The sequence below is a fragment of the Shewanella carassii genome (assembly GCF_019670705.1).
Lineage (GTDB): Bacteria > Pseudomonadota > Gammaproteobacteria > Enterobacterales > Shewanellaceae > Shewanella > Shewanella carassii.
Genome location: NZ_AP024618.1, coordinates 881,584 through 904,835, shown reverse-complemented (window position 1 = coordinate 904,835; position 23,252 = coordinate 881,584). Strand labels below are relative to the sequence as shown.

Here is a 23,252-nt window from a genome sequence, read left to right as displayed (position 1 = left end):
ATAACCTTACAATTTAAGCACTAGCCATGGTTTTAAACAAGTGAGGCAGCTCAAGTTTAGTAAATATCATCAACAACCAGCGCCGATTCCCACAAGGAAAAATCGACACCGCCAATAAACAAAGCCGCGGAGGTTCGAGCTGAACCTCCGCGGCTGGTTTGAATGACGACAACGGATTGTTTGTTGCCACCTCTTGGTCCACTAGAAACCAGCGGCCTTCGCAACGACTCCTGTCTTCCTCCCGGTTTCAAACGGGTGGAAATGTCATAACTGAACTACGGCTTCCTCATCCCGGCCACTCAGCCGCTGAAAATAACTGCGGGTTTCTGCCAGCACCAGATGGCGCAGACCTATGATGGCAATCAGGTTGGGTATCGCCATCAAGCCGTTGACTATGTCGGCAAGCAGCCAGATGAGATCCAGCTTAATAAAGGCGCCCGAGGCGATAAGTCCGAGAAAAATCCAGCGATAGAGTGAGATCCAGCGGCCCTTGGTGAGATAGCTCCAGCAGCGATCGCCGTAATAGTTCCAGCCAAGAATGGTGGTAAAGGCGAAACACACCAGCGCCACAGTCACCAAATACTGACCAATCAGCGGCGTGGTGGCACTGGAGAAAGCGGCGCTGGTCATGCCGGCTCCGGCGGTATCACCACTCCAGACACCGGTAAGAATAAGCACCAAACCCGTCATAGTGCAGATGATAATGGTGTCGAAGAAGGTGCCCGTCATGCTCACCAGCCCCTGCTCAACCGGCTCCTTGGTCTTGGCGGCTGCCGCCGCTATCGGGGCACTGCCCAAACCCGACTCGTTGGAGAATACCCCACGAGCAATCCCGGTTTGAATCGCCAGGGCGATACCGGCCCCCAAAAAGCCACCGGTCGCCGCCACCGGATTGAAGGCGGAATGCAGCACCAGCGCTATCGCATCCGGAATCGCCTCACTGGCACTCAGCAGCACCCAAAGACAAGCAATCACATACCCCACAGCCATAGTGGGTACTAACTTTTGTGCCACAGCCGCAATCCGCTTGATCCCCCCTAGCGTCACTGCTGCCACCAGCGAGGTCAGCACCACGGCGGTGCTCCAGGCTGGCACATCAAAGGCGATGGTCATGGCTTCGGAAATCGCGTTGACCTGAGCAAAAGTCCCGATACCGAAAAAAGCGACACCGACACCGAAAACCGCAAACAGCTTGGCCAACCAACCGAGCCCCAGGCCTTTTTCTATGTAGTACATGGGGCCACCGGCGATATTGCCATGGCAGTCGGTGGTACGAAACTTAAGCGCCAATAGGCACTCGGCGTACTTGGTGGCCATACCAAAAAGGGCGGCAACCCACATCCAGAACAGGGCTCCGGGGCCACCGAGTTTAATGGCGGTAGCCACCCCAACAATATTACCCGTACCTATGGTGGCCGACAGTGCGGTACAGAGGGCGGCGAAAGAGGAGAGCTCCCCCTTGCCATTAGCGGGTTTGAACAGCAATTGCAGCGCCAGCGGCAGACGCAACAGTTGAATGAATCCCAGCCTGAAGCTCAGATAAACACCGGTTCCCACCAGCAGGATTAGGGTGATAGGTCCCCAGACAATGCTGTTTATCTGGGTAAGAAGTGCATGAAAATCCATAGATTCCTCAGTTATTAAACATCTAAATTAATAAACGGAGGAGGAAAAGAAATGGCTGCGAAACCGCGGCAGCAGAGGCCAAAAGCGAAAGATCACCAGAGGCAAGGCGGTGCAATCATCCTCTCCTCTGTCCTTTTGCCTGAGCGTTTCGCGCTGGCCTAAGCCAGCACTTTCGCCTTCGGCGCCGGGGCATGCCCGGTCTCTCCAGAGGCTCGTCCAGTAACAGTCCACGCCGTCAATGCTGACCGGCACCTGAAAGAGTACCTCCAACCGGATTAACCGGTGGAAATTGCCTCGTCGGTGTGGGGGCGATTCCCCACTCTCCTGCTACCTTCATCCGAACGGATTGCCACGTTATTAGTGGCAGGTGGCACAGTTTGCGCCTAAATGGCCTCCGGCTCAAGGGGCAAAGCCGACTCACGCCCTGTTTACTGCAAAAATTTTGACCTCGCCCCAAACTCCTGTGGGTGAGTTCAGTTGGGTTCGAACCGCAATGGCAGCTGAAAGTCGAGTTCACCGATTGAAAAAACTTGTTATGCTGTAGCAGATTACTGCGGTTCACAGGAGTTCAAATGCAGAGCCAGGTGTTGCTGGAAGGGGTAAGCAAAGGATTTTTGGATGGCGATCGCCCCCACAGGGTGCTGGAAAATCTCAGCCTGGAGATCAAACCCGGCGAGACAGTGGCATTGACTGGCCCCAGCGGCAGCGGCAAGAGCACACTGCTGAATCTGATAGCCGGTTTTGAGCACCCGGACAAAGGCCGCATTCTGCTCGCAGGTCAAGACAGCAGCCGCTGGCAGGACAAACAGTGGAGCGCCTTTCGTCGCCGCCATCTGGGGGTGGTGTTCCAGCAATTCAACCTACTGACGCCGCTCAATGTTCGCGACAATATTCTTTTTCCCCTGTCGTTGCTCGGTGAAGGCTGGCAAGCCTGGTGCGATCACCTGGTGCAGGCGCTGGGGCTGACGCCACTGTTGAACCGGGAAGTCGAAAGTCTCAGTGGTGGTCAACAGCAGAGAGTCGCCATTGCCCGCGCCCTGGCCCATAAGCCTGAACTGCTGCTGGCCGATGAGCCGACGGGCAACCTGGATGCCGCCGCCGGTGATGAGGTAATGCAGCTTTTGTGCACTCTCGCCGCCGATGCCGGCAGTGCCATTCTGATGGTCACCCACAGCGAAACGGCCGCCGCCTATATGCAGCGCCGCTGGCACCTGCAGCAAGGGCGCATTCATGAATGACACAGGGGCGCTGACCACAATCAAGTTGGCCTGGCAGGCCCTGAAAGTCACCCTGGCCCACTATCGCAAGGCACCACTGCAAGCCGGCGCCATACTGCTGGGAGTGGTGTTGGCGGTGACTCTTCTGATTGGCGTCAAGGCCACCAATGACAACGCCATCAACAGCTACCGTGAGGCGGGCGAAGCCCTGGGACAACAAGCCAGTTTGTTTATCACCCCCAAGGCCCGCGGGGCCAGCCTCGATGAAGCGCTCTATTTTCAGCTGCGCCAAAGCGGTATCCAGGCGCTGCCGGTGATCAGCGGCGTCCTTGACGACGCTCAGGGCCGCCAGTGGCAAGTGGAAGGCAGCGATATCATTGCCGCCCTCGGCACCTTCGAGCAAAGGGGCAATGGCCGCAACCATCTGCCCTTGAATAGACTGCTCGCCGGAGAGCCCATCATTGTCATGAGCGACAGCCTGCATCAAGGACTCAAGGCGCCGCCAACCCTTTCCCTCGGTGGGCGCACGCTCGAAGTGCTGGCGCTCGCCGACTCAAAGCAGCTCGGTAACCGCCTCTATCTGGATATCTCGCTGGCCCAGCAACTATTAAAGCGCGAGGGCACCCTCAGCTATATCGCCCTCTTTGGCGAGCCGCAAAGGCTCAAAGAGCGACTCAAGCAAAGCGGACTGCCGCTGGATAAGCTGAATATCAGCGAGCAGGACAAGGGCGCCGCCCTGACCGCGCTCACCCGCAGCTTTCATTTGAACCTCAACGCCATGGGGATGTTGGCCTTCGTGGTGGGGCTGTTTATCGCCTACAACGGTGTACGCTACAGCCTGATGAAACGCCGCCGTTTGTTGCTCTTGTTGCTCAAGCAGGGCCTGGGACGGCGCGCCCTGATGCTGGCGCTGCTGCTGGAGTTGTTGCTGCTGGTGTTCATTGGCTCGGCCAGCGGCTTTATTCTGGCGCTGCAGCTCAGCCAGTGGCTGCAGCCCATGGTGGCGCTGACCTTGGAGCAGCTCTATGGCGCGACTCTGCTGCCGGGGAACTGGCGCTGGCAATGGCTGGCCGAAGGCGCCGGTCTGACACTTATCGCCGCACTGCTGGCCTGCGTGCCCCTGTATCTTGAGCTTTGTCATCAGAGCCTGGCACAAAATACCCAGAGCCAATGGCATGCCCACAGACACAGAAGCATGCACAAACGCCTGTTTCTCATCGGGGTTGCGCTGCTTGCCCTGACGGCGCTGCTTTACCCCTTGAGCCAAACCCACCAACACAGCCTGGGCTTGATGGGGCTCTTGACCTTGGCTATCCCGCTGCTGTTACCGCAACTGTTGCAGTCTCTGCTCGGGCTATTGGCGCGGCTGTTTCCGTCCGGGCTCAGCAAGTACGCTATCGCCGATACCCGAGAGCTGGTGGCACCGCTGGCGCTGGCCATGATGGCGCTGCTACTGGCCCTGTGTGCCAATATCGCTATGAATACCCTGGTAGGCAGCTTTGACAAGACCCTCAGAAGCTGGCTCGACACCCGCCTGCATGCCGAGCTTTATATCCGCCCGGGCGCCGGCAATATGGCAAATCTGGAGCATTTTCTTGAGCAGCAAGCCCCCGGACTGTCTCACTTCTACCAATGGCAGGCGCCCTTCTATGCCAAGGGGAGCGGCAATGCACTGGAGATAAACCTTATCAGCCGGGACGCCGACTCTATCGCGCGCACCACGGCGCTGAAGACCCAGGCCCAAGTTGCCTCCAAAGAACAAGTTGCTTCCAAGGCTCAGGTGCAAAGAGCCAAAAACCAGCAACAGCAAGCGCTGCTGACGGTGATCCAAGGCCAGGCTCTGGCTATCAGCGAGCCCTTGGCGCTGACGCTGGGGCTGGCGCCGGGCGACCAGCTCAGCCTCTGCCCGGATAAGGACTGCAAGACACCACTGACCCTGCCCATCAGCGCCATCTATTACGACTATGGCAATCCCAAGGGGGAGGTCCTGCTGGCACAATCCCTCTGGCAACAGCTTAAGCTGCCAACTGAAGCCGTCAGCCTGGCTGTGAGTGGCATAGCAACAAGTGCAGAAAGCGCCAAGGGGGCAGGACTCACAAGCATTACCGCCCTAGAGCGCGCCCTCATTCAAGAGCTTGGACTCAGTCCGGTACAGGTCTACAGCCAGCAAAAAATTCGCGATGAGGCGATTCGAGTCTTTAACAAGACCTTCAGCATTACCCTGGTGCTCAACACCTTGACCTTACTGGTGGCCGCCGTGGGGCTTTTCAGTGCCGTGCTGATGCTCACCCAGTCCCGCCAGGCGAGCCTCGCCATGTTACGCTCGCTCGGGCTTACCCGTGGTCGACTTTTGTCTATGTTGCTATTGCAGATGCTGCTGGTAGTGCTGCTCACCTGTCTGTTGGCCCTGCCCATGGGGGCGATTCTCGGTTACCTGCTTATTCATAAGGTGACGCTGCAGGCCTTCGGCTGGACCATAGCCATGCAGTGGGACTGGCTGGCCTATGGCCGGGTGGTGCTTTTGTCGCTGCTGTGCTGCATCCTGGCGGTGATAGTTCCCCTCTATTGGCAGAGCCGCCGCTCTCTGGTCTCCAGTCTGCAACAGGAGGTGCTCTAATGCGATTGATTACAATGCGATGGCCTGTCGCCGCGCCCTTGTTAGCGGGTCTACTGCTGGGCGGCGCTGCGCTGAATGGCTGCGATAAGGCTCATCAAGACCAGGCTCAGCAGCAAGACTCACGGGCCATGAGCCGGGTGATGGGTACAGCGAGCGAAGGCTATGCGAAAGTCGAGCCAGGTGCGGCGCTGCAGTTTCCGGAAGATCACTTATCCCACCCCAGGTTTCGCCAGGAGTGGTGGTATCTGACCGCCAATCTGACCACGCAAAGCGGTGAGCCCCTCGGACTGCAATGGACTCAGTTTCGTATTGCCCTTTCCCCGGATGAACCTGAATCCAGCTCTCCCTGGGCGACGAATCAGCTTTATATGGCTCACAGCGCACTCAGTTTTCAAAACAGTCACCAAAGCGCCGAGCGCTGGGCCAGGGGCGCACTTGCCGCGCCCCAAGCCCAAGGCAAAGCAGCCCATCCCCAAGGAACTCAGGACAAAGCTCAAGCCGGAGCCGTGGGCTTGCCGCTCAGGGTCTGGCTCGATAACTGGCGCTGGCAAAGCCGGGCGGCAAGTGGCCCCAATAGCGGGCTGTTTCCCGCCAGTTTACAGGTCAGCGAAGAGGACTTTGCCTTCGAGCTGCAACTCGATAGCCAAGCCGAGCTGCAGCCTCAGGGAGACAAGGGTTTCAGCCGTAAAAATGCCGCCGGCACCGTGGCCTCTTACTACTACAGCCAGCCCTTTATTCGGGTCGAAGGCAGAGTGCGCCACAAAGACCAATGGCTGCAGGTATCCGGCAATGCCTGGCTCGATAGGGAGTGGAGCTCAGAGTTTCTCAGTCGCGGCCAACAGGGCTGGGACTGGTTCGCCTTGCGGCTCGATGACGGCTCGGCCCTGATGCTGTTTCAGCTCAGAGAGCAGGAAAATAAAGCCTTTTTCAGCGGCAAGCGCATGTATCCCGACGGCAGTGGCCACCTGCTGGCGCTCGATGATATCAGCCTCAGCGTCAAGGACTGGCAACAAACGGCCAGCGGTCGTTACCCTGTAGCCTGGCAACTGGATCTGCCGGGAGAATCTCTGTCACTGACTCTGGAAGCCCTCAACCCCAATGCCGCCATGAACCTGTCTATCCCCTACTGGGAGGGGCCAATCACCATCAAGGGCACACAAACCGGCGTGGGTTATATGGAGCTGACCGGCTATTGAATAACCCAGCTATCGGGCTAGGTTGTCGATGTATGAGTGTTCGAGAACCGAGCCGCTAAGCATCTAGGGCAGATAACCTCCTGAAAGACAGTTTGAAAAATCGCTTATCGGCAATGGCATTCGTCCGTTTGCATAACCCTCTTTAGGTAGTAAACAAGAACTATTCTCAAGAATGGAGTACGATAGTATTGCAGGAGTCAAGCGGCTAATCTGTTTAAATTTCAAACTTGGATTCAGATCACATTGAAAATGTTGATCCGGATCGCCAATCGCCTTCATTACCTCTCAAGAGGTATACCCACATTTTTAATGAGGTCTAGACTTTGATTCAGTTCCGGTGACTCGGCCCATGCCGTGCCTGTCGCCCTTACCTGTCGAGGTGAGCCTCAATGAAGCAACAAACAGAGATGGAATACCATGTCACCAGTCTGGTGGTGCATGCCGCTCCGGGAACCCTGGAGGCGGTAACCACTGCCATCCAGGCCCTTGAAGGCGCCGAAGTCCATGCCAGCAGCCCAGAAGGCAAATTGGTAGTCACCCTCGAAGGCGAAAGCCAGGGCGAGATCCTGGATAACGTCGAAGCAATCAACCGTCTGCCCGGGATACTGTCCAGCAGTCTTATCTATCATCAGGTCGATTCTGAGCCTGTCAGTCAAACAAAAGAAATAAAGAGTGAGGAAACACCATGAGCATAAGCCGCCGCGAGTTTCTTAAAGCCAACGCCGCCGTTGCCGCCGCCACGGCCGTTGGAGTCACTCTGCCAGTGAAAGTCGTCGAAGCCGCTGAGCAGAAAGACAATATCAAATGGGACAAGGCCCCCTGCCGATTCTGCGGTGTCGGCTGCTCTGTGCTGGTAGGCACAAAAGAGGGCAAGGTCGTCGCCACCAAGGGCGATCCTGAGAGTCCGGTCAACAAGGGCCTGAACTGCATCAAGGGCTACTTCCTGTCGAAAATCATGTACGGTAAAGACCGTCTGACCACTCCACTACTGCGGATGAAAGACGGCCAGTATGCCAAAGAGGGTGAGTTCACCCCGGTGAGCTGGGACAAGGCCTTCGATGTGATGGCAGAAAAGTGGAAGCACTCGCTCAACACCAAGGGCCCGACTTCTGTGGGCATGTTCGGCTCAGGCCAGTGGACCATTTGGGAAGGCTACGCTGCCTCCAAGCTGCACAAGGCAGGTTTCCGCACCAACAATATCGACCCCAATGCCCGCCACTGTATGGCCTCGGCCGTGGTCGGCTTTATGCGTACCTTTGGTATCGATGAACCCATGGGCTGTTATGACGACCTGGAAGCCGCCGATCACTTTGTGCTCTGGGGCGCCAACATGGCCGAGATGCACCCCATCCTCTGGGCCCGCCTGTCGGATCGCCGTCTGAGCCACCCCGACGGTAAGGTGCATGTACTGTCTACCTTCGAGAACCGCTCGTTCGATTTGGCCGACAACCCGATAGTGTTCAAGCCTCAGTCCGATCTGGTTATCCTCAACTATATCGCCAACTACATCATCCAAAACGGCGCGGTCAACAAGGACTTCGTCAACAAGCACACCAAGTTTGCCCTGGGTGTGGATGACATAGGTTATGGCCTGCGTCCGGATCATCCGCTGGAGAAAAAAGCCAAGAATCCGGGTAACGGCAAGTTCAGCGATATCAGCTTCGATGAGTACGCCAAGTTTGTCAGCCGCTACACTCTGGAATACGCTAGCGAAATGAGCGGCGTGGAGAAAGAGCGTCTGCTGGAGCTGGCCAAGGCCTATGCAGATCCCAAGGTCAAGGTGATGAGCCTGTGGACCATGGGTATCAACCAACACGTGCGTGGGGTTTGGGCCAACAACATGCTCTATAACCTGCACCTGTTGACCGGCAAGATTGCCACTCCAGGTAACAGCCCCTTCTCTCTCACAGGCCAACCCTCAGCCTGTGGTACCGCCCGTGAAGTCGGCACCTTTGCCCACCGTCTGCCCGCCGATATGGTGGTCAACAACGACAAGCATCGCGCCATCACAGAAAAGGCCTGGCAGCTGCCTGAAGGCACTATTCCGCCCAAGCCGGGTTTCCATGCCGTGTTGCAGAGCCGGATGCTGAAAGACGGCAAGCTCAACTGCTACTGGACCATGTGTACCAATAATATGCAGGCCGGCCCCAATATCAACGATGAAATCTATCCCGGTTTCCGTAATCCGGAAAACTTTATCGTGGTGTCAGATCCCTACCCAACAGTCACCGCCATGGCGGCCGACCTGATCCTGCCTACCGCCATGTGGGTCGAGAAAGAAGGTGCCTATGGTAACGCCGAGCGCCGCACCCATATGTGGCACCAACAGGTAAAAGCCCCTGAAGGCGCCAAGTCGGATCTGTGGCAGCTGATGGAGTTCGCCAAGCGCTTCAAGGTAGAGGAAGTCTGGCCCGCGGAGCTGATTGCCAAGAAACCTGAATACGCCGGTAAGAACCTCTATGAAGTGCTGTTCGCCAACGGAGTGATCAACAAGTTCCCCGCCAGCGACTGTCAGGCCGAGCTCAACGATGAATCCGAACACTTTGGCTTCTATGTGCAGAAGGGGATCTTCGAAGAATACGCCGCCTTCGGTCGCGGCCATGGTCACGATCTGGCCCAGTTCGACCGCTACCACGAAACCCGCGGTCTGCGTTGGCCGGTAGTGGATGGCAAGGAAACCCTGCGCCGCTTCGTTGAAGGTTCTGATCCTTACGTTAAACCGGGTTCAGGCTATCAGTTCTACGGCAAACCGGATGGCAAGGCGGTGATCTTCGCCCTGCCCTACGAACCGGCCGCCGAAGAACCCAACAGTGAATATGATCTGTGGATGAGCACAGGTCGGGTGCTGGAGCACTGGCACACAGGTTCAATGACCGCCAGGGTGCCCGAGTTGTACCGCGCCTATCCGGATGCACAGATCTTCATGCACCCTGATGATGCCAAGAGCCGTGGCCTCAAGCGTGGAGATGAAGTCATCGTCGCCTCGCCTCGCGGCGAAGTGAAGACCCGGGTTGAAACCAAGGGCCGTAACAAGCCGCCCAAAGGTGTGGTGTTCATGCCCTTCTTCGATGCTCGTCAATTGGTCAACAAGCTGGTACTGGACGCCACCGACCCTCTGTCCAAAGAGACAGACTTCAAGAAGTGTCCGGTCAAAGTGATGAAGGCGTGAGGCAGCAGTAATGGGTGACAAACGCAATGGTGTCAATAACATCAATCGTCGCCAGTTTCTGGCGACCACGGCCAAAGCCGGCTGTGTGATGGGGTTGGCCGGGCTGGGGATATCAGCGCTGGCCAAGTCCCAGTCGCTGGCGCCCCAGGCGATACGTCCCCCGGGCGCCCTCGCCGAGGACGCCTTTCTCTCGGCCTGTGTTCGCTGTGGTCTCTGTGTCGAGGCTTGTCCCTATAACACTCTGAAACTGGCGCGTTGGTTTGAAGGGGCAGCCACAGGCACGCCCTTCTTCAGCGCCCGCAGTATCCCCTGTGAGATGTGCGAGGACATTCCCTGTACCCGCGCCTGTCCCAGTGGGGCACTGGATACCGGCCTCGAGAAAATCGAGGATGCCAGAATGGGCACGGCCGTACTAATAGATGAGAAAAACTGCCTTAACTTCAAAGGCCTGAGATGTGATGTCTGCTACCGCGTCTGCCCGCTCATCGATGAGGCCATCACCCTTGAGCGTGCCCGCAATGAGCGCAGTGGCCACCACGCCATGTTTATTCCTACCGTGCATGCCGATATCTGCACCGGCTGCGGCAAGTGTGAACATGCCTGCGTTTTGGAAGAACCGGCGATCAAGGTGCTGCCGCAGAAACTCGCCAGCGGCAAGACCGCCGAGCACGACACTTATATAGACACGGAAAAGACCACCCTGGAGATGCTCAATCAAGGGCTGCCTGGACTGGGTAACGGAGGCGTAATATGAGTCGAAGAAAAAACCAAAGCTCAGACGCCTTTGCCGCCGATGCCATCGCCACCCTGGGTTGGTGGAAGGCACACAGGTTCCTGCTGCTCAGACGCCTGTCACAACTGAGCATTTTGCTGCTGTTTGCCATAGGGCCACTGTTTGGCCTCTGGCTGCTGAAAGGCAACCTGTCGGCCAGTCTGCTACTGGACACAGTACCGCTGGCCGATCCGCTGGTGACGCTGCAAAGCCTGGCCAGTGGCCATCTGCCGGAACTGAGCCTACTGCTCGGCGCCGCTATTGTCGCCCTGGGTTATGGCCTGCTGGGTGGACGGGTGTTCTGCAGCTGGGTCTGCCCGGTCAACATGGTGACAGATACCGCCGCCTGGCTCAGACGCAAGTTGGGCCTGCCCAGATTGCCCGAGCTGCCAAGGTCGCTGCGCTACTATCTGCTGGTATTGGTGTTGCTCTTGCCCCCATTGACCGGCCTGTTGGCCTGGGAGTGGCTCAACCCAGTTCCCGTAGCCTACCGGGCCTTGTTGTTCGGTGGCTTCAGTGGCCTGTGGCTGCTACTGGCGATACTGCTGCTGGATCTGTTCGTCAGCGAGCGCGCCTGGTGCAGCCACCTGTGTCCAAGTGGCGCCCTCTACAGCCTGCTGGGCAAGCTGCGACTGGTCAATATCGAGGCGGTAAGAGCCAACGACTGCAACAACTGTATGGACTGTTTTACCGTGTGTCCCGAACGGCAGGTGCTCAAACCCGCCCTCAAGGGAAGCAACCCAACGATAACCAGTACCGATTGCACCCTCTGCGGCCGCTGTATCGATGTCTGTGCCAAGAAGGTCTTTGAGTTTGATACGCCATTAACCCGGCTCTCGCCCAAGGGTGAAGCCAAAGAGAAATCCAACAAAATAGATTGCAACCGAATTGCCACCAAGGCGGAGAACAAGCAATGAAAAAAACACTCAGCGCAGCCGCGATGCTGCTGGCACTCAGCGCCTGCTCAGGACAGCAGGCAGAAACGGCTCAGCCGGTTAACGTCAGTTCTCTTGGCGGTGGCGATGCAGAGATTAGCTCTGTACGCCCGGCCGATGCCATGCCTTCCTATCCAATGCGTGGCAACGCCATAGAGCGTAACTACGCCGAGCAGCCACCACTCATTCCTCACAAGGCCGACTACCCCATCAGCCTGAAGAAAAACAGCTGCATGAACTGCCATGACTGGAACAAGGCCAAGCGCATGAAGGCAACGCCTGTGGCCAAGTCCCATGTTATCGACGACAAGGGCACCCTCAATGGACAGAACTATTTCTGTACCCAGTGCCATGTACCTCAGGCCGATAACAAGCAGCCGCTGGTGGAAAATAACTTCAGCACTGGCGCTGCCAACTGATAGCGAGAAAAACCGGGTCGCTGCTTCCTGGAGGCGCCCCGGTTTCAAGGTACAGCCCCAAAGGGATTGGGGCTTGCCTGTCCTTCCCAACCCTTCACTTTGATGCCTCAATTTTTCTGAAAAATGGCAATCCGCCGCTCATCGACAAAACATAGGCTCAAAGCAAACGTCTCACAGAGCCAGTCCAATGTTGCGCGATGGAAGAAACTGCAATGGGTAGGATCCCGGGTATAGTGCCAGTCATAAAATTGGGCTTCACTCTGCCAGCGGTCTGTCATTATGCCTAAATAGCCCCCCGGAACCAGACGTGCCAGCAGCGCGCTTATCTCGGCGGCAGGCCTGTGCAAATGCTCGAAACACTCGCTGGAGAAAATAAAGTCATACTGTGCCTGCAATGGATTAGGGAAAAACAGCGGGTCGTAATCGTCACACGCTATCCCTTCCCGGGCCAGGAGTTTTGATAGTGTCGGCCCAGGACCACAGCCAAAGTCCAGTCCCTGCATACCCGGGCGCAGAAAGGTCATCGCCGGCGTCAACAAGCGCTGCAAAAAGCCCACATAGCCGGGATCGTCAATGCTGTTCTCGTGGGTATCGTAAAACTGCTGTTCCTCATTCAAGGGCAGCAAATGCACAGGGTCGAGAAAGATGAGCCGACACTCTGGGCAGAGAAAATAACGTCTGGCAACCCTGGCGGGAACTGTCTGCTTAGGCTGGGTGTTGGCACACAAGGGGCATGGATTCATCTATGACTCGGTTCACTTTAACGGCTTTGGTTTTACAGCCTTGGCCTAAAGACTTTAACTCAGAGCGCTAACTCATAGCTCTAACTCAGGGCTTTGGCTCCGTGCCTGGCTCAATACTTTGACTCGGCGATTGGCTATCGGACTGGAACTTTCACACTTTCCCGCAACAGCCGCCGCCAAAAACTGCGCCTACTCTAACAAACCCCGTCTCCGGCTCCTAGAGCTTAGTTGGCTAGACGCAACAATCACTTTTCCCCAAGGCACAGGCGAAAGTCAGAGAGTTTCACCCAACGCCTGCCGCAAACTTTCGTCCTGGCGACTTCTCGGCACACCGTGAAATCCTCCCCGCTGACGCCACTCTGACCGCCCGATTTAACAGTCTGCTCCCCCGCCTTGGTTCTAGCTCAATAACTCGGACGCTCACGATGTCATAGGCTCTGTGCCGTAAAAGGCCTTTTCCGAACATCTTGTCTGGGTATTTGACGTAAGACATCAAAACTCGGCCCCAAGCCGGGGTATGCTCAAATCAGCTGACAAGAACGAAACAAGGGGTTGCTGGATTTTCAAATGTAATCTCAGCCACTTTAGGTTAGTTTAGAGGCAGGCCCAAACCGGGGCACTAGCCGGGAGCGATACCGATGAAAAAGCATAAGAACGAAGCCGCCTTATTGAAACTGGCATTGGAGATAGGCCTGGGTTATTCACTCAAACGAGGTTTCGCGCCCCTGGGAGATAAAATCCCGGAGAAAGAGAAAGTTGAGTGTGTCTATCGTCTCTTGGTGCAAGATAAATTGATAGGCCCTTTGCCATTGGATAAAGAGGATGGCCCGAATATGAAACATAGGTTGGTAATGTGGATCAGTGGCAAGTTGCCCAAGGAACATCCACTGCTGCAATAAAAAAGAAACCCGGCACGGGCCGGGTCACTTTAGACTGCTTTAGCTTTTTTGTGGAACATCAGCTTCCAAAAACTCTGGGACTTGGCCTTGGCTGGCTTGGCCTTGTGTTCCTCAGTTTCAGTGGCAGTTTGCCACAGGGAGCTAACCCACAAACCTTGATAGGCTTTCATCGACTTTTCCTCTTTACTTGGGACGCTGATCAAATTAACGCCGCCAGGTCTATTAGTAAAATGAATTAATTCCATAGCAAGAATTCCAAATAAGCATGAACGTACCAATCAAGACCTTACACTGCTTTCTGACCCTGGTGGAAACCGGTAACTTTACCCGAGCCGCCGAGCACCTGTACCTGACTCAGCCAACCTTGAGCAAGATGATCCAGCGTCTGGAAGACACTCTGGAACAACAACTCTTGATCCGCAGCAATCAAAAAGTAGAGCTGACCCAGGCTGGCGAGATCTTTCATGCCAGCGCCTGTCAGATCATAGGTCAGTGGCACCGAATGGAGCAGGAGCTGAGCAACTTGAGCGGTCTCAAATCCGGCCAGCTGCGCCTAGGGGTCTGCCCCATGATGAGCAGTCTAACCATAGATCTGTTGACCGAATTTCGCCGCTCCTATCCGGCAGTTAAACTGTTGATGCATGAATATGGTGGCTTTGGGTGCGAGCAGGCACTGCTGGCCGACACCCTGGACATCGCCTTCACCGCATTGCCAACCACTCATGGCGATCAGTTGTCTTCGTCGCCGCTGCGAGGCTATCCGCTCAAGGTTTGCTTACCGCTGGGACATCCACTGGCGGCCAAGAAAGCCATCGAATGGCAGGATCTGGCCGAATACCCTTTCATCCTCTATAACGAAGACTTTTCGCTGGCGAAGTTATTGACCCGCCTGAGCCGCGAGGCCGGGGTTACGTTGAATATCGCTTTTCGCAGCGGTCAATGGGACTTTCTCGGTGCCATGGTTCAGGAAGGTATGGGCCTGGCACTATTGCCAGAACCCATATGTGACAAGCTGGGAGAACAAACGCTATGCTATCGGCCAATGGCAACCGAAATCACCTGGCAACTGGGGCTGATTTGGCGCAATAACCTGCCCTTGACCCCGGCAGCCGAAGCCTTGGTTGCCCTCAGTAAACGAGGATAATGAGGCGATTTAGGCTCAGTTGCCTTGCTCCTCATCGCTTGGGATCACCAGCACATTACTGCGGATCTGCCGCAAGATCTGCTCGGCGGTATTGCCGATGATCCGCCCCATCAACCCTTGACGCTGACGGGCACCTATCACCAGGTAATCACTCTTGAGCCTGCAGGATAACTGATACAGACAGAGATCCGGATCGCCGGCAATGATATGGATCTGCTCTTTGGGAAGCCCGGTCAGTTCCAGCATGGTCTGATGTCTGCGCCAGGCCGACTTAACCATTTCATGCAGGTTGAGCACCTCGAGATCGCGGATAACCTTAGGCACCCGGATAATATGCGCCAAATGCAACTTGGCACCAGTGGCTTCGGCCAGCTCTCGACCATGTTGTAATACCAGTCGGTTGAGACGCTGTTTTTGCTCGCTCTTGGCATCGAGATCTACCGCCATCAGAATACAAGACGCCTTCTTGATCGGGTTGTCGCTAAGCAGCATCAGGGGCACCTTGGTGCTGCGAATAAGATGCCAATCGGTCGGCAGAAAGTGCTCACTCTTGTGCACTGTCTTGACCACCATATCAAAACCATAGCGAGCGGCATGGTTACTGACATGCTCGTAGAGATACTTACTCCAGATGATATGCAGCGGCACATCTTCGGCGTTCAACGCCTTGAGATGGGCCGACACCTCGGCTTGTTTTTCTTTCATCAACCGCTGCTGAGCCGCTCCGGCAAGCCGCTGGCTATAATATTCATCACCAGAGAAATATTCGTAGCAATAAGCAAATACTTGAGGTTGCTTTCCAAGTAATTCCGCTACTTCCAGTCCCTTGGCAATCGCATCAGTCTGAGCATCTTCATGTTGTTCTATGATAAAAAGCTTACCCATTTGTTTTCTCCGGATTTTTTTATACCATCCCTTATAAAAGCCCGAACATCTCGGAGCTATGTCAACCATCCGAGCACAACAACCTATTGTGCTATGTCGAAACAGGCTGACGCGGAGTAGTATTGGTTTTGTCCATTTTTTAGACTCTAATCCGGGCCAGCATAGTACATACTGATCCCGATCAACAATTGCACCTATGGGGGATACTCAATGTCGATGGATAGTCTGTTGATCGCCTTATTCCTGATCTTGCTGTTCTCCCGCGTGCTGGGAGAGTGCTGCAACCGTATCGGCTGGCCGCCTGTGGTGGGGGAAATTGGTGCTGGCTTGTTGCTTGGCCCTTCAGTGCTCGGCTGGCTGGAACCAACCCAGGTATTGGCCAATATCGCCGAACTCGGGGTGATACTGTTGCTGTTTTCCATCGGCGCCGAAACCTCGATACAACGCCTCTACAGCGCCGGACGTCAGGTGGCGGCGGTGGCCATTATCGGCATAATCGCTCCTCTGCTACTCACCGGCCTGGCTGCCTTCTATTGGTTGGAGCTGCCACTGTTTGCCGCCCTCTTCTACGGCTGTACCCTGACGGCCACCAGCATAGGCATCTCTCTCAGGGTACTAAGCGACAGTGGCCAGCAACAATCCCGTGCCGGTCACCTGATCCTGGGAGCGGCGGTATTCGACGATATTGCCGGGGTGATACTGCTCAGCTTGTTGTTCAACTTTGCCAGTGAAGGCCAGTTGGCACCCTTGGCAATCATTAAACTCTGCGGCTTACTGCTGCTGTTTCTATTGCTGGCGCCCCCCCTTGGCAGGATGCTGGTCTATCTGCTGCGGGTGTTCAGCTATCAATCCAGAACCCCCGGCTATGAAGCCGTGGTCATGTTGACACTGATCTGCCTGTTTTCCTGGCTGGCACACCTTTTCGGCGCCCCGGCGCTGCTCGGCGGTTTTGTCGCCGGTTTGGCGCTATCAAGGCAATTTATCTGGCCCTGGCAAAAGTATCTGCAAAACCCCTTTCCCTTTACCCACAAGCTGGAAAAATCGATGCAGCCACTGACCGATGTATTCGCACCTGTGTTCTTTGTCTATGTGGGGATCAGCCTCGACTTGAGCCAACTGAACCTCAGCCCCTACAGCCTGTTGCTCTTACTGTCGATGATATTATTGGCATTTATCGGCAAGCTGGCGGCCGGTTTGGTGGTTAGCGGCACTTGGCGGCAAAAGCTGATAGTCGGCAGCGCCATGGTGCCCAGAGGTGAAGTCGGTTTGGTCTTTGCTGAAGTGGGTCGGCAGTTGGATATCATTCCGGCCAAGGTATTTACCGAATTAGTGTTGGTGATAGCCATCACCACCCTGCTCGGCCCCTTGCTGCTCAGACGCCTGTTGCCCAAGGAGGGCGAAGCATAAAAAGCCGCGCCATATGAGGCGCGGCATTTTATGCTTCCAGATAATTTCAGCTTACTGGCTCAGTTGCCTTTCAGCTCTGTCTCGAGGAAATCGGTCAGCGAGCGGTACAGATGAGTGCGCACCTTATCGCCCCGCATCGAGTGCTTGGAGCCGGGGTAATCTATCATGCGGAACAACTTGCCTTCATCCTGCAGCGCCTTGTATACCCGGGTGCTGTTCTCGAACAATACATTGTCATCGGCCATGCCGTGATACATCAGCAAGCCTGAACGATACTCGCTCACATAGGGGAAGACACTGCTGGCCTCGTAGCCCTGGGCGTTGTCGTCAGGATGGCCGAGGTAGCGCTCGGTGTAGTGGGTGTCGTACAGGGCCCAGTCGGTTACAGGGGCGCCACTGATGGCCGCCTTGAAGTAGTCGGGCGCCTTGAACAGGCTCATCAGCGCCATATAGCCGCCATAGCTGTGACCATAGATGGCGATGCTGTCGGCCTTGACCCAGGGCAGGGTGCGCAGGAAATCGACACCTGTCTTCTGATCTTCCACTTCGGCGTCACCAAGATGACGGTAGATCACCTGCTCGAAGGCCGTGCCTCTGTGCGCTGAACCCCGGTTATCCAGCTGAAACACGGCAAAGCCCTGTTGCAACAGATATTGGGTGTAGTAATCCTGCTCACTCCAGCTATTGACCACCAACTGGGCGTGAGGCCCACCGTAAACCCGTACCACCACGGGGTATTTGGTCTGGCTGTCGAAATTCACCGGCTTGAACAGGCGGTATTGCAGCGCCTTGCCATCTTCGGCCTTGAGGGTGCCAAACTCGGGCAACTGCCACAGCCCGGCATAGTCATACAGAGGGTGTCCGGCCTTGACGGCGTTCTCTTCCACCCAAGCCAGATGCTCACCGCTTTGGTTGTGCAGACTCACCTGGGGAGGCTGCGACAGGCTGTTAAAGTAGTCGAGGTAGACAGATTCCTTGTCGGCAAAAACGGCATTGTGCATGCCACCACGCCGGCTGATGCGCTCTATCTCACCGCCATTGAGGCTGACCCGATACAGATGGCGCTCGACCACACTGTCTTTACGGCCACTGAAATAGACCCAACCCTGCTTTTCATCTAGGTGTTCTATCTCATCGACCGCCCATTTCCCCTGGGTCAGTTGCCGCTTGACCTTACCCTTGTCATCAAACAAGTAGATATGGTTGAAGCCATCACGCTCGGATGCCCAGATAAAACCGGGCTGCTGCTTGAGAAAATAGAGGTCGTGGTTGAGGTTAACCCAGGCATCGCTGCGCTCGGAAACCAGAGTCACGGCGCCTTTGCCCTCGCGGCTGTCTACCTGACGCAGATCCAGCTGCTGCTGACTGCGATTCTGCCACTGAAACGACAAATGCTTGCTGTCCGGCAGCCATTTCACCCGCGGCAGATAGATATCTTTCTCACTGCCGAGGTCCATCCATTGAGTCTTCCCGGACGCCAGCGACACTACCCCCAGGGCAATCTCAACATTGGGCTTACCGGCATAGGGATAACGTTGCTCGGTCAGCTTAATGCCATCGGCATAGATCTCATTGCGGGTCACCAGCTCCACGCCCGACTCATCGATGCGGGTATAGGCGATGGCCGATTCATCCGGCGCCCACCAGTAACCTGTCATACGGTCCATCTCTTCCTGAGCCACAAACTCGGCCATGGCGTTCTTGATGGCCCCGCCGCCATCCTGGGTCAGCGCCGTGAGCTTATGATCTTTCAGCTGGAGTACATAGAGGTTTTGTTCGGCCACAAAGGAGACAAAATTGCCCTTGGGCGACAGCTTGGCATCTGTGGCAAAGGCATCCCCTGTCGGCAGTTGGGTTACTTTGGTATCGGCCAGGCTAAAGTAATAGAGTTTACCGGCCGCCGGGATCAGCAGTGCCTGACTGTCGTCGGCCCAGAAGTATTCCATGATCCCCTGGCCATACACTCGCTGCCGCTCGCGGCGGGCCTTCTCTTCATCGGAAAGTTCACCGGCTTCGAGCCTGGAGGCGTCCAGCAGCAGACTGACCTGACCTGTGGCGACATCCATCTGCCAAAGGTCGTAGAAGTATTGGTTGTCTTTACGGCCCGCCAGGTAAGTGACCCGCTTGCCGTCGGGAGAGAGTTTGAGCCCTCGGGGGCTGGCACCGGCCAGTGCCGGTGAAGAATAGAGGCGCTCAACCGTTAAGGGCGTTTTGCCACCTTCCAGAGCGAAGGAGTGGCCGCTGGCCAGTGTCAGAGGTATCGCCATAAGCGCCGAAGCCATCCAAGTTTTTTTCATTATTATTTCCGGAATTATAAGAGACAAGAGCCACGGCATCCGGCCACAGCCCAAAAAACAGCCCTCATTCTGCCCCAATTGACAAGGGATCGGCAAACCCGTGCAATTGGCCGCTGAAATATCGCCGGTTCTCGGTTATGATCCCGTCCCAGAAAAAGCTCAGACCTCTTTTAAGGAAACAAGATGCAGACTCTGGCCCAAACCCTCAAACAGCAAGCTGTCAGCCCAGCCCTATCCCAATTGATTCTCACTCTGGCCCAAAGCTCAGTCGCCATCAGTCAGGCGGTAAGACACGGCGCACTGGCCGATGTGCTAGGTGCCACCACCCAGGAAAACGTTCAGGGTGAGACCCAAAAGAAACTGGATGTGATCACCAACGAGATGCTCAAAGATGCCCTCAAGGCCGAAAGCACAGTGCGCGCCCTGGCATCGGAAGAGGAAGATCATATTGTTGAAGTCGGTGACAGCGGTGAGTTTCTGGTGTGTTTCGACCCACTGGACGGCTCTTCCAACATAGACATCAACTCGCTGGTGGGCACCATTTTTTCTGTGCTGCCGGCACCCGAGGGAGAGATCAGCGAGCAGAGTTTCCTGCAAAAAGGCAGCGAGCAACTGGCGGCGGCCTATGTGCTCTACGGCCCATCGACCATGTTGGCCCTGACCACAGGCCAAGGGGTACAACTCTTTACCCTGAATCCGGAAACCGGCGAGTATCTGTTGACCAATGAAGCGGTGAGTATTCCCAAAGACACCGCCGAATTTGCCATCAATATGTCCAACCAGAGATTCTGGGAAGCGCCGATGCAGACCTATATAGCCGATCTGCTGCTCGGCAAAATCGGCCCGAGAGAGAAGTCGTTCAACATGCGTTGGATTGCCGCCATGGTGGGCGATGTGCACAGAGTATTGAGCCGCGGCGGCATCTTTACCTACCCAACTGACAACAAGAACCCGGATAAGCCCTACAAGCTGAGACTGATGTACGAAGCCAACCCAATGGCACTGCTGGTTGAACAGGCCGGCGGCAAGGCCAGCACAGGTTATCAGCGCATTCTCGACATCCAGCCGGAGCAAATTCACCAGCGGGTAGCCGTCATTCTGGGCTCGGCCAATGAAGTCGATGCCTGTCTTGAGTACCATCAGCAGGATTACAGCGGCGAGCCTGAACTCTAAACGCCGCTTGAGGCTGCCGGGGTCGGCAGCCTTGAATTGGCGATATGGGCCAGGGCCTGAGACAGATAGCCTTAGATGAACTGTTGGCAATTAGTCTTAAGACTGCGGCCTTTCATTGGCAAGCCGTCAAATCGCGCTATAATACGCGCCACACTGAACTTCAGGCCGGACCTGAAATAGATTTATACACAGTCTAAGGATACTTCCATGAGCTTAAATGCAGTGCCTGCGGGCAAATCCCTGCCAGATGACATCTACGTGATCATCGAAATCCCACAAAACCACGACCCTATCAAGTATGAAGTGGACAAGGACACAGGTGCCTTGTTTGTGGATCGCATGATGACTGCGCCTATGTTCTATCCTTGCAACTACGGCTATGTGAACCAAACTCTGAGCTTGGATGGTGATCCGGTAGACGTGCTGGTTCCTACCCAGTATCCACTGCAGCCAGGCAGCGTTATCCGTTGCCGTCCAGTTGGCGTACTGAAAATGACCGACGAGTCAGGTGAAGATGCCAAGATTGTTGCCGTACCACACGAGAAGATCTCCAAGGAATACGGTCATATCCAGGATGTGAACGATCTGCCTGAGCTGCTGAAAGCCCAGATCAAACAGTTCTTCGAACACTACAAGGATCTGGAATCCGGCAAGTGGGTTAAAGTTGATGGCTGGGAAGATGCCGAAGCCGCCCGCGCCGAAATCCTGTCAAGCGCCGAGCGTTACAAGGGCTAAGCCCGAGCGACAACGCTAGCAACATAAAAAAATCCGGCAAATTGCCGGATTTTTTATTAGGCGTTAACCGCCTCTGTCTGATGTACCTTCTCGGTTTGGTCCACTATGGTCAACACCGCAGCGTCACCCACCACATTGCAGGAAGTCAACACCATATCTATGATTCTGTCCAGCGCTGCCACTATCGCAAAAGCTTCCACGGGTAAACCCAGTTGATGGATTAACACGCCTATCATCACCATACCGCCGCCGGGAACCCCACCGGCGCCCACAGACAGCAGAAAGATACTGAATATCAGAGTAGGCAGCTGTTCGCTGGAGATTGGCTGACCAAAGGCGTTGGCGACAAAGAAGATGGCGATAGTGATATAAATCGACACCCCGCCCATATTCATGGTGGCACCCAAAGGCACACCGAACCCGGCGACCGCCTTATTGACCCCAAGCTTTTCGGTCAAGGTTCGCATAGTCACCGGGATGGTGGCATTGGAGCTGGCAGTCGACAGAGAAAACAGGATCTGCTCCTGGGTCTTGGCACGAAAGCTCTTGGCACTGACCGGGGTGAACACAGCCACAGCCAGAGGATAAACAATGAAAATCCACAGCAGCAGCATGGTTAGAATAATCGCCATATAACCCAGCACACTGAGAAAGACTTTGGCTTCCAGGGTGGCACCCAGTTTGAACATCAGCGCAAACACCCCAAATGGCGCCAGCTGCATCACAGTCATGATGAGCTTCATCATGATCCCATTGGCGACTTGAAAACCTCTAACCGCTGCACTGCCGGCGTCATCCAGCGACTTGATAACTCCGCCAAGCAGCAGCGCCATAAAGATCACCTGCAACATGTTGCCCGACATAAAAGCATCTACAGGGTTGCTGGGCACTATGCCGACAATCAGGCTGATCAAATTGGGCAACTCGGTCGCGGTAATGGCCATATCCTGGCCGCCACTCATATCCACTCCGACACCGGGCTGCAGCAATAGTGACACACACACCGCCGCCAGGATGGCGACCAGAGTATTGATGATATAGAAGCTGAAGGTCTTGCCACCCAAGCGGCCAAAGCTCTTGAGATCCTGCAATTCGCAGACACCGCAGACTATGCTGACAAACACCAGCGGCATCACCAGCATCATGATCATATTGACAAACATGGTGCCTGCTGCGGTGGCTACCTCAACCAGAGTGCCGGAAAAGAAGCCGATATGGCCCAGCCCATATTGCACCACAGAGCCCAACAACAGGCCGCTGAACAGACCCATAAAGATCCGTCCGGAAAGAGATTTGAGTATTGCCATTGTACGTTCCAATTGGGCATCGTTCCTGATGCACAACTATCATCCCTGTTCGCCCAGGGGAGGCATAGTGAAACATGCTACTCAAAAATTCAATGACAAAATGCTTAAAAAGTGCCTTTGCAACATACTTTAAAATTCACAAACCCAACTCAAAGCAATGTTTTATAAGGATTTTAATTTTTACCAAAAAAATTCCTCATGGAATGCCGAGTTTACAACCGCACAATGCAGCAGCAAACTGGCAACATATACAAAATACTTTGCAGTAAATAAACCTAAAAAAAATAAAATATCAGAATTAATCACCAGAAAATACAGGCAAGGCAGTGAGCTTATTAGATGACTAGCCCTTTTACTGCAGATCCTGCTTGTTAATTTCGTCATCAAAGTGCCTTTTCCGACTTACTCAACCCCAAGCCAGGAAAGCTGCCACAGAAAAAATCATTGAAACAAACCGTAGAGAAAATGGTTGCAGAAGCACCAAAGCAAGCAGGAGAAAACCCGCAGAGCACTATTGGAGAAGATAGTCCTACGGACAAAAAACAGGCAAAAAAAAGCCGGTGGGGCGCACCGGCAAATCAAGCAACATATTACCTGAGAGGCTCAGGAAAAACGCCTGACGATGCAGGCGGTCACCACAAGAAAAGGCCATCGGGTGATGGATAGACTCAAAAACGGCAGTAACCCTTGTGGTCAGGTCATCTACTTGAA

General features: G+C 55.2%; 20 protein-coding genes and 1 riboswitch. Of the genes, 14 read left to right on the top strand and 6 right to left on the bottom strand.

Features of this window, described 5'->3' with window-relative positions; all coding sequences use genetic code 11:
- Positions 1-264 precede the first annotated feature (264 nt).
- Positions 265-1,626 (bottom strand): alanine/glycine:cation symporter family protein, encoded by a 1,362-nt coding sequence (locus tag K5621_RS04195; RefSeq protein WP_221050512.1) that lies wholly within the window; start codon positions 1,624-1,626, stop codon positions 265-267.
- Positions 1,627-1,743: 117 nt separating this feature from the next.
- A riboswitch (glycine riboswitch) is annotated at positions 1,744-1,844 on the bottom strand.
- A 354-nt stretch (positions 1,845-2,198) separates the two neighbouring features.
- On the opposite strand from K5621_RS04195, the gene K5621_RS04190 reads away from it, so the two are divergent.
- From K5621_RS04190 to K5621_RS04155, 8 genes are all read left to right on the top strand, one after another.
- Entirely contained in the window at positions 2,199-2,864 is a 666-nt protein-coding gene (locus tag K5621_RS04190; protein ID WP_221050511.1) for an ABC transporter ATP-binding protein, read from the top strand.
- Positions 2,857-5,460: an ABC transporter permease gene (locus K5621_RS04185; RefSeq protein ID WP_221050510.1), complete on the top strand. Its 2,604-nt coding sequence runs from the start codon at positions 2,857-2,859 to the stop codon at positions 5,458-5,460. Before K5621_RS04190 ends, K5621_RS04185 begins: the two co-directional genes overlap by 8 nt.
- Positions 5,460-6,656: a lipocalin-like domain-containing protein gene (locus tag K5621_RS04180; RefSeq protein WP_221050509.1), complete on the top strand. Its 1,197-nt coding sequence runs from the start codon at positions 5,460-5,462 to the stop codon at positions 6,654-6,656. The genes K5621_RS04185 and K5621_RS04180 overlap by 1 nt, the downstream gene beginning before the upstream one ends.
- A gap of 389 nt (positions 6,657-7,045) precedes the next feature.
- Positions 7,046-7,345 carry a chaperone NapD gene (locus K5621_RS04175; RefSeq protein WP_025889977.1) on the top strand — a complete coding sequence of 100 codons (300 nt, stop codon included), beginning with the start codon at positions 7,046-7,048 and terminating at the stop codon, positions 7,343-7,345.
- Positions 7,342-9,825 carry a nitrate reductase catalytic subunit NapA gene (gene napA / locus K5621_RS04170; RefSeq protein ID WP_071238477.1) on the top strand — a complete coding sequence of 828 codons (2,484 nt, stop codon included), beginning with the start codon at positions 7,342-7,344 and terminating at the stop codon, positions 9,823-9,825. The genes K5621_RS04175 and napA overlap by 4 nt, the downstream gene beginning before the upstream one ends.
- Before the next feature lie 10 nt (positions 9,826-9,835).
- Positions 9,836-10,579: a ferredoxin-type protein NapG gene (napG, locus tag K5621_RS04165; protein ID WP_221050508.1), complete on the top strand. Its 744-nt coding sequence runs from the start codon at positions 9,836-9,838 to the stop codon at positions 10,577-10,579.
- On the top strand, positions 10,576-11,514 hold the full coding sequence (napH, locus tag K5621_RS04160) for a quinol dehydrogenase ferredoxin subunit NapH (protein ID WP_221050507.1): 939 nt from the start codon (positions 10,576-10,578) through the stop codon (positions 11,512-11,514). Before napG ends, napH begins: the two co-directional genes overlap by 4 nt.
- Complete coding sequence (locus tag K5621_RS04155; protein ID WP_071238475.1) at positions 11,511-11,951, top strand: nitrate reductase cytochrome c-type subunit; 441 nt, start codon at positions 11,511-11,513, stop codon at positions 11,949-11,951. Before napH ends, K5621_RS04155 begins: the two co-directional genes overlap by 4 nt.
- A gap of 107 nt (positions 11,952-12,058) precedes the next feature.
- On the opposite strand, the gene K5621_RS04150 is transcribed toward K5621_RS04155, so the two are convergent.
- A complete protein-coding gene (locus K5621_RS04150; RefSeq protein WP_221050506.1) occupies positions 12,059-12,694 on the bottom strand; it encodes a class I SAM-dependent methyltransferase in 636 nt (211 codons plus the stop codon).
- A 638-nt stretch (positions 12,695-13,332) separates the two neighbouring features.
- Here K5621_RS04150 and K5621_RS04145 point away from each other — a divergent pair.
- A complete protein-coding gene (locus tag K5621_RS04145; protein ID WP_100142543.1) occupies positions 13,333-13,593 on the top strand; it encodes a DUF5062 family protein in 261 nt (86 codons plus the stop codon).
- A gap of 29 nt (positions 13,594-13,622) precedes the next feature.
- Here K5621_RS04145 and K5621_RS04140 read toward each other — a convergent pair whose 3' ends face one another.
- On the bottom strand, positions 13,623-13,838 hold the full coding sequence (locus K5621_RS04140) for a hypothetical protein (RefSeq protein ID WP_221050505.1): 216 nt from the start codon (positions 13,836-13,838) through the stop codon (positions 13,623-13,625).
- Positions 13,839-13,858: 20 nt separating this feature from the next.
- On the opposite strand from K5621_RS04140, the gene K5621_RS04135 reads away from it, so the two are divergent.
- A complete protein-coding gene (locus K5621_RS04135) occupies positions 13,859-14,737 on the top strand; it encodes a LysR family transcriptional regulator (RefSeq protein ID WP_100142542.1) in 879 nt (292 codons plus the stop codon).
- Positions 14,738-14,752: 15 nt separating this feature from the next.
- Here K5621_RS04135 and K5621_RS04130 read toward each other — a convergent pair whose 3' ends face one another.
- Positions 14,753-15,622 (bottom strand): universal stress protein, encoded by an 870-nt coding sequence (locus tag K5621_RS04130; protein ID WP_100142541.1) that lies wholly within the window; start codon positions 15,620-15,622, stop codon positions 14,753-14,755.
- 210 nt (positions 15,623-15,832) lie between these two features.
- Here K5621_RS04130 and K5621_RS04125 point away from each other — a divergent pair, with 210 nt between their 5' ends.
- Positions 15,833-17,029, top strand: a complete 1,197-nt coding sequence (locus K5621_RS04125) for a cation:proton antiporter (protein ID WP_221050504.1) — start codon at positions 15,833-15,835, stop codon at positions 17,027-17,029.
- 59 nt (positions 17,030-17,088) lie between these two features.
- Here the strand turns inward: K5621_RS04125 and K5621_RS04120 are convergent, their stop codons facing one another.
- A complete protein-coding gene (locus K5621_RS04120; RefSeq protein WP_221050503.1) occupies positions 17,089-19,326 on the bottom strand; it encodes a S9 family peptidase in 2,238 nt (745 codons plus the stop codon).
- A 183-nt stretch (positions 19,327-19,509) separates the two neighbouring features.
- On the opposite strand from K5621_RS04120, the gene K5621_RS04115 reads away from it, so the two are divergent.
- Together K5621_RS04115 and ppa are read left to right on the top strand one after the other, a co-directional pair.
- The gene (locus K5621_RS04115) at positions 19,510-20,499 is read left to right on the top strand and encodes a class 1 fructose-bisphosphatase (protein WP_221050502.1); all 990 of its coding nucleotides are present in this window, start codon (positions 19,510-19,512) and stop codon (positions 20,497-20,499) included.
- Between the two features lie 207 nt (positions 20,500-20,706).
- Positions 20,707-21,234, top strand: coding sequence for an inorganic diphosphatase (gene ppa, locus K5621_RS04110; RefSeq protein ID WP_025008962.1), 528 nt, complete (start codon positions 20,707-20,709; stop codon positions 21,232-21,234).
- A 56-nt stretch (positions 21,235-21,290) separates the two neighbouring features.
- Here the strand turns inward: ppa and K5621_RS04105 are convergent, their stop codons facing one another.
- Positions 21,291-22,535: a dicarboxylate/amino acid:cation symporter gene (locus tag K5621_RS04105; RefSeq protein ID WP_221051117.1), complete on the bottom strand. Its 1,245-nt coding sequence runs from the start codon at positions 22,533-22,535 to the stop codon at positions 21,291-21,293.
- A gap of 450 nt (positions 22,536-22,985) precedes the next feature.
- On the opposite strand from K5621_RS04105, the gene K5621_RS04100 reads away from it, so the two are divergent.
- The gene (locus K5621_RS04100) at positions 22,986-23,207 is read left to right on the top strand and encodes a hypothetical protein (protein WP_221050501.1); all 222 of its coding nucleotides are present in this window, start codon (positions 22,986-22,988) and stop codon (positions 23,205-23,207) included.
- The last annotated feature ends 45 nt before the right edge of the window (positions 23,208-23,252 follow it).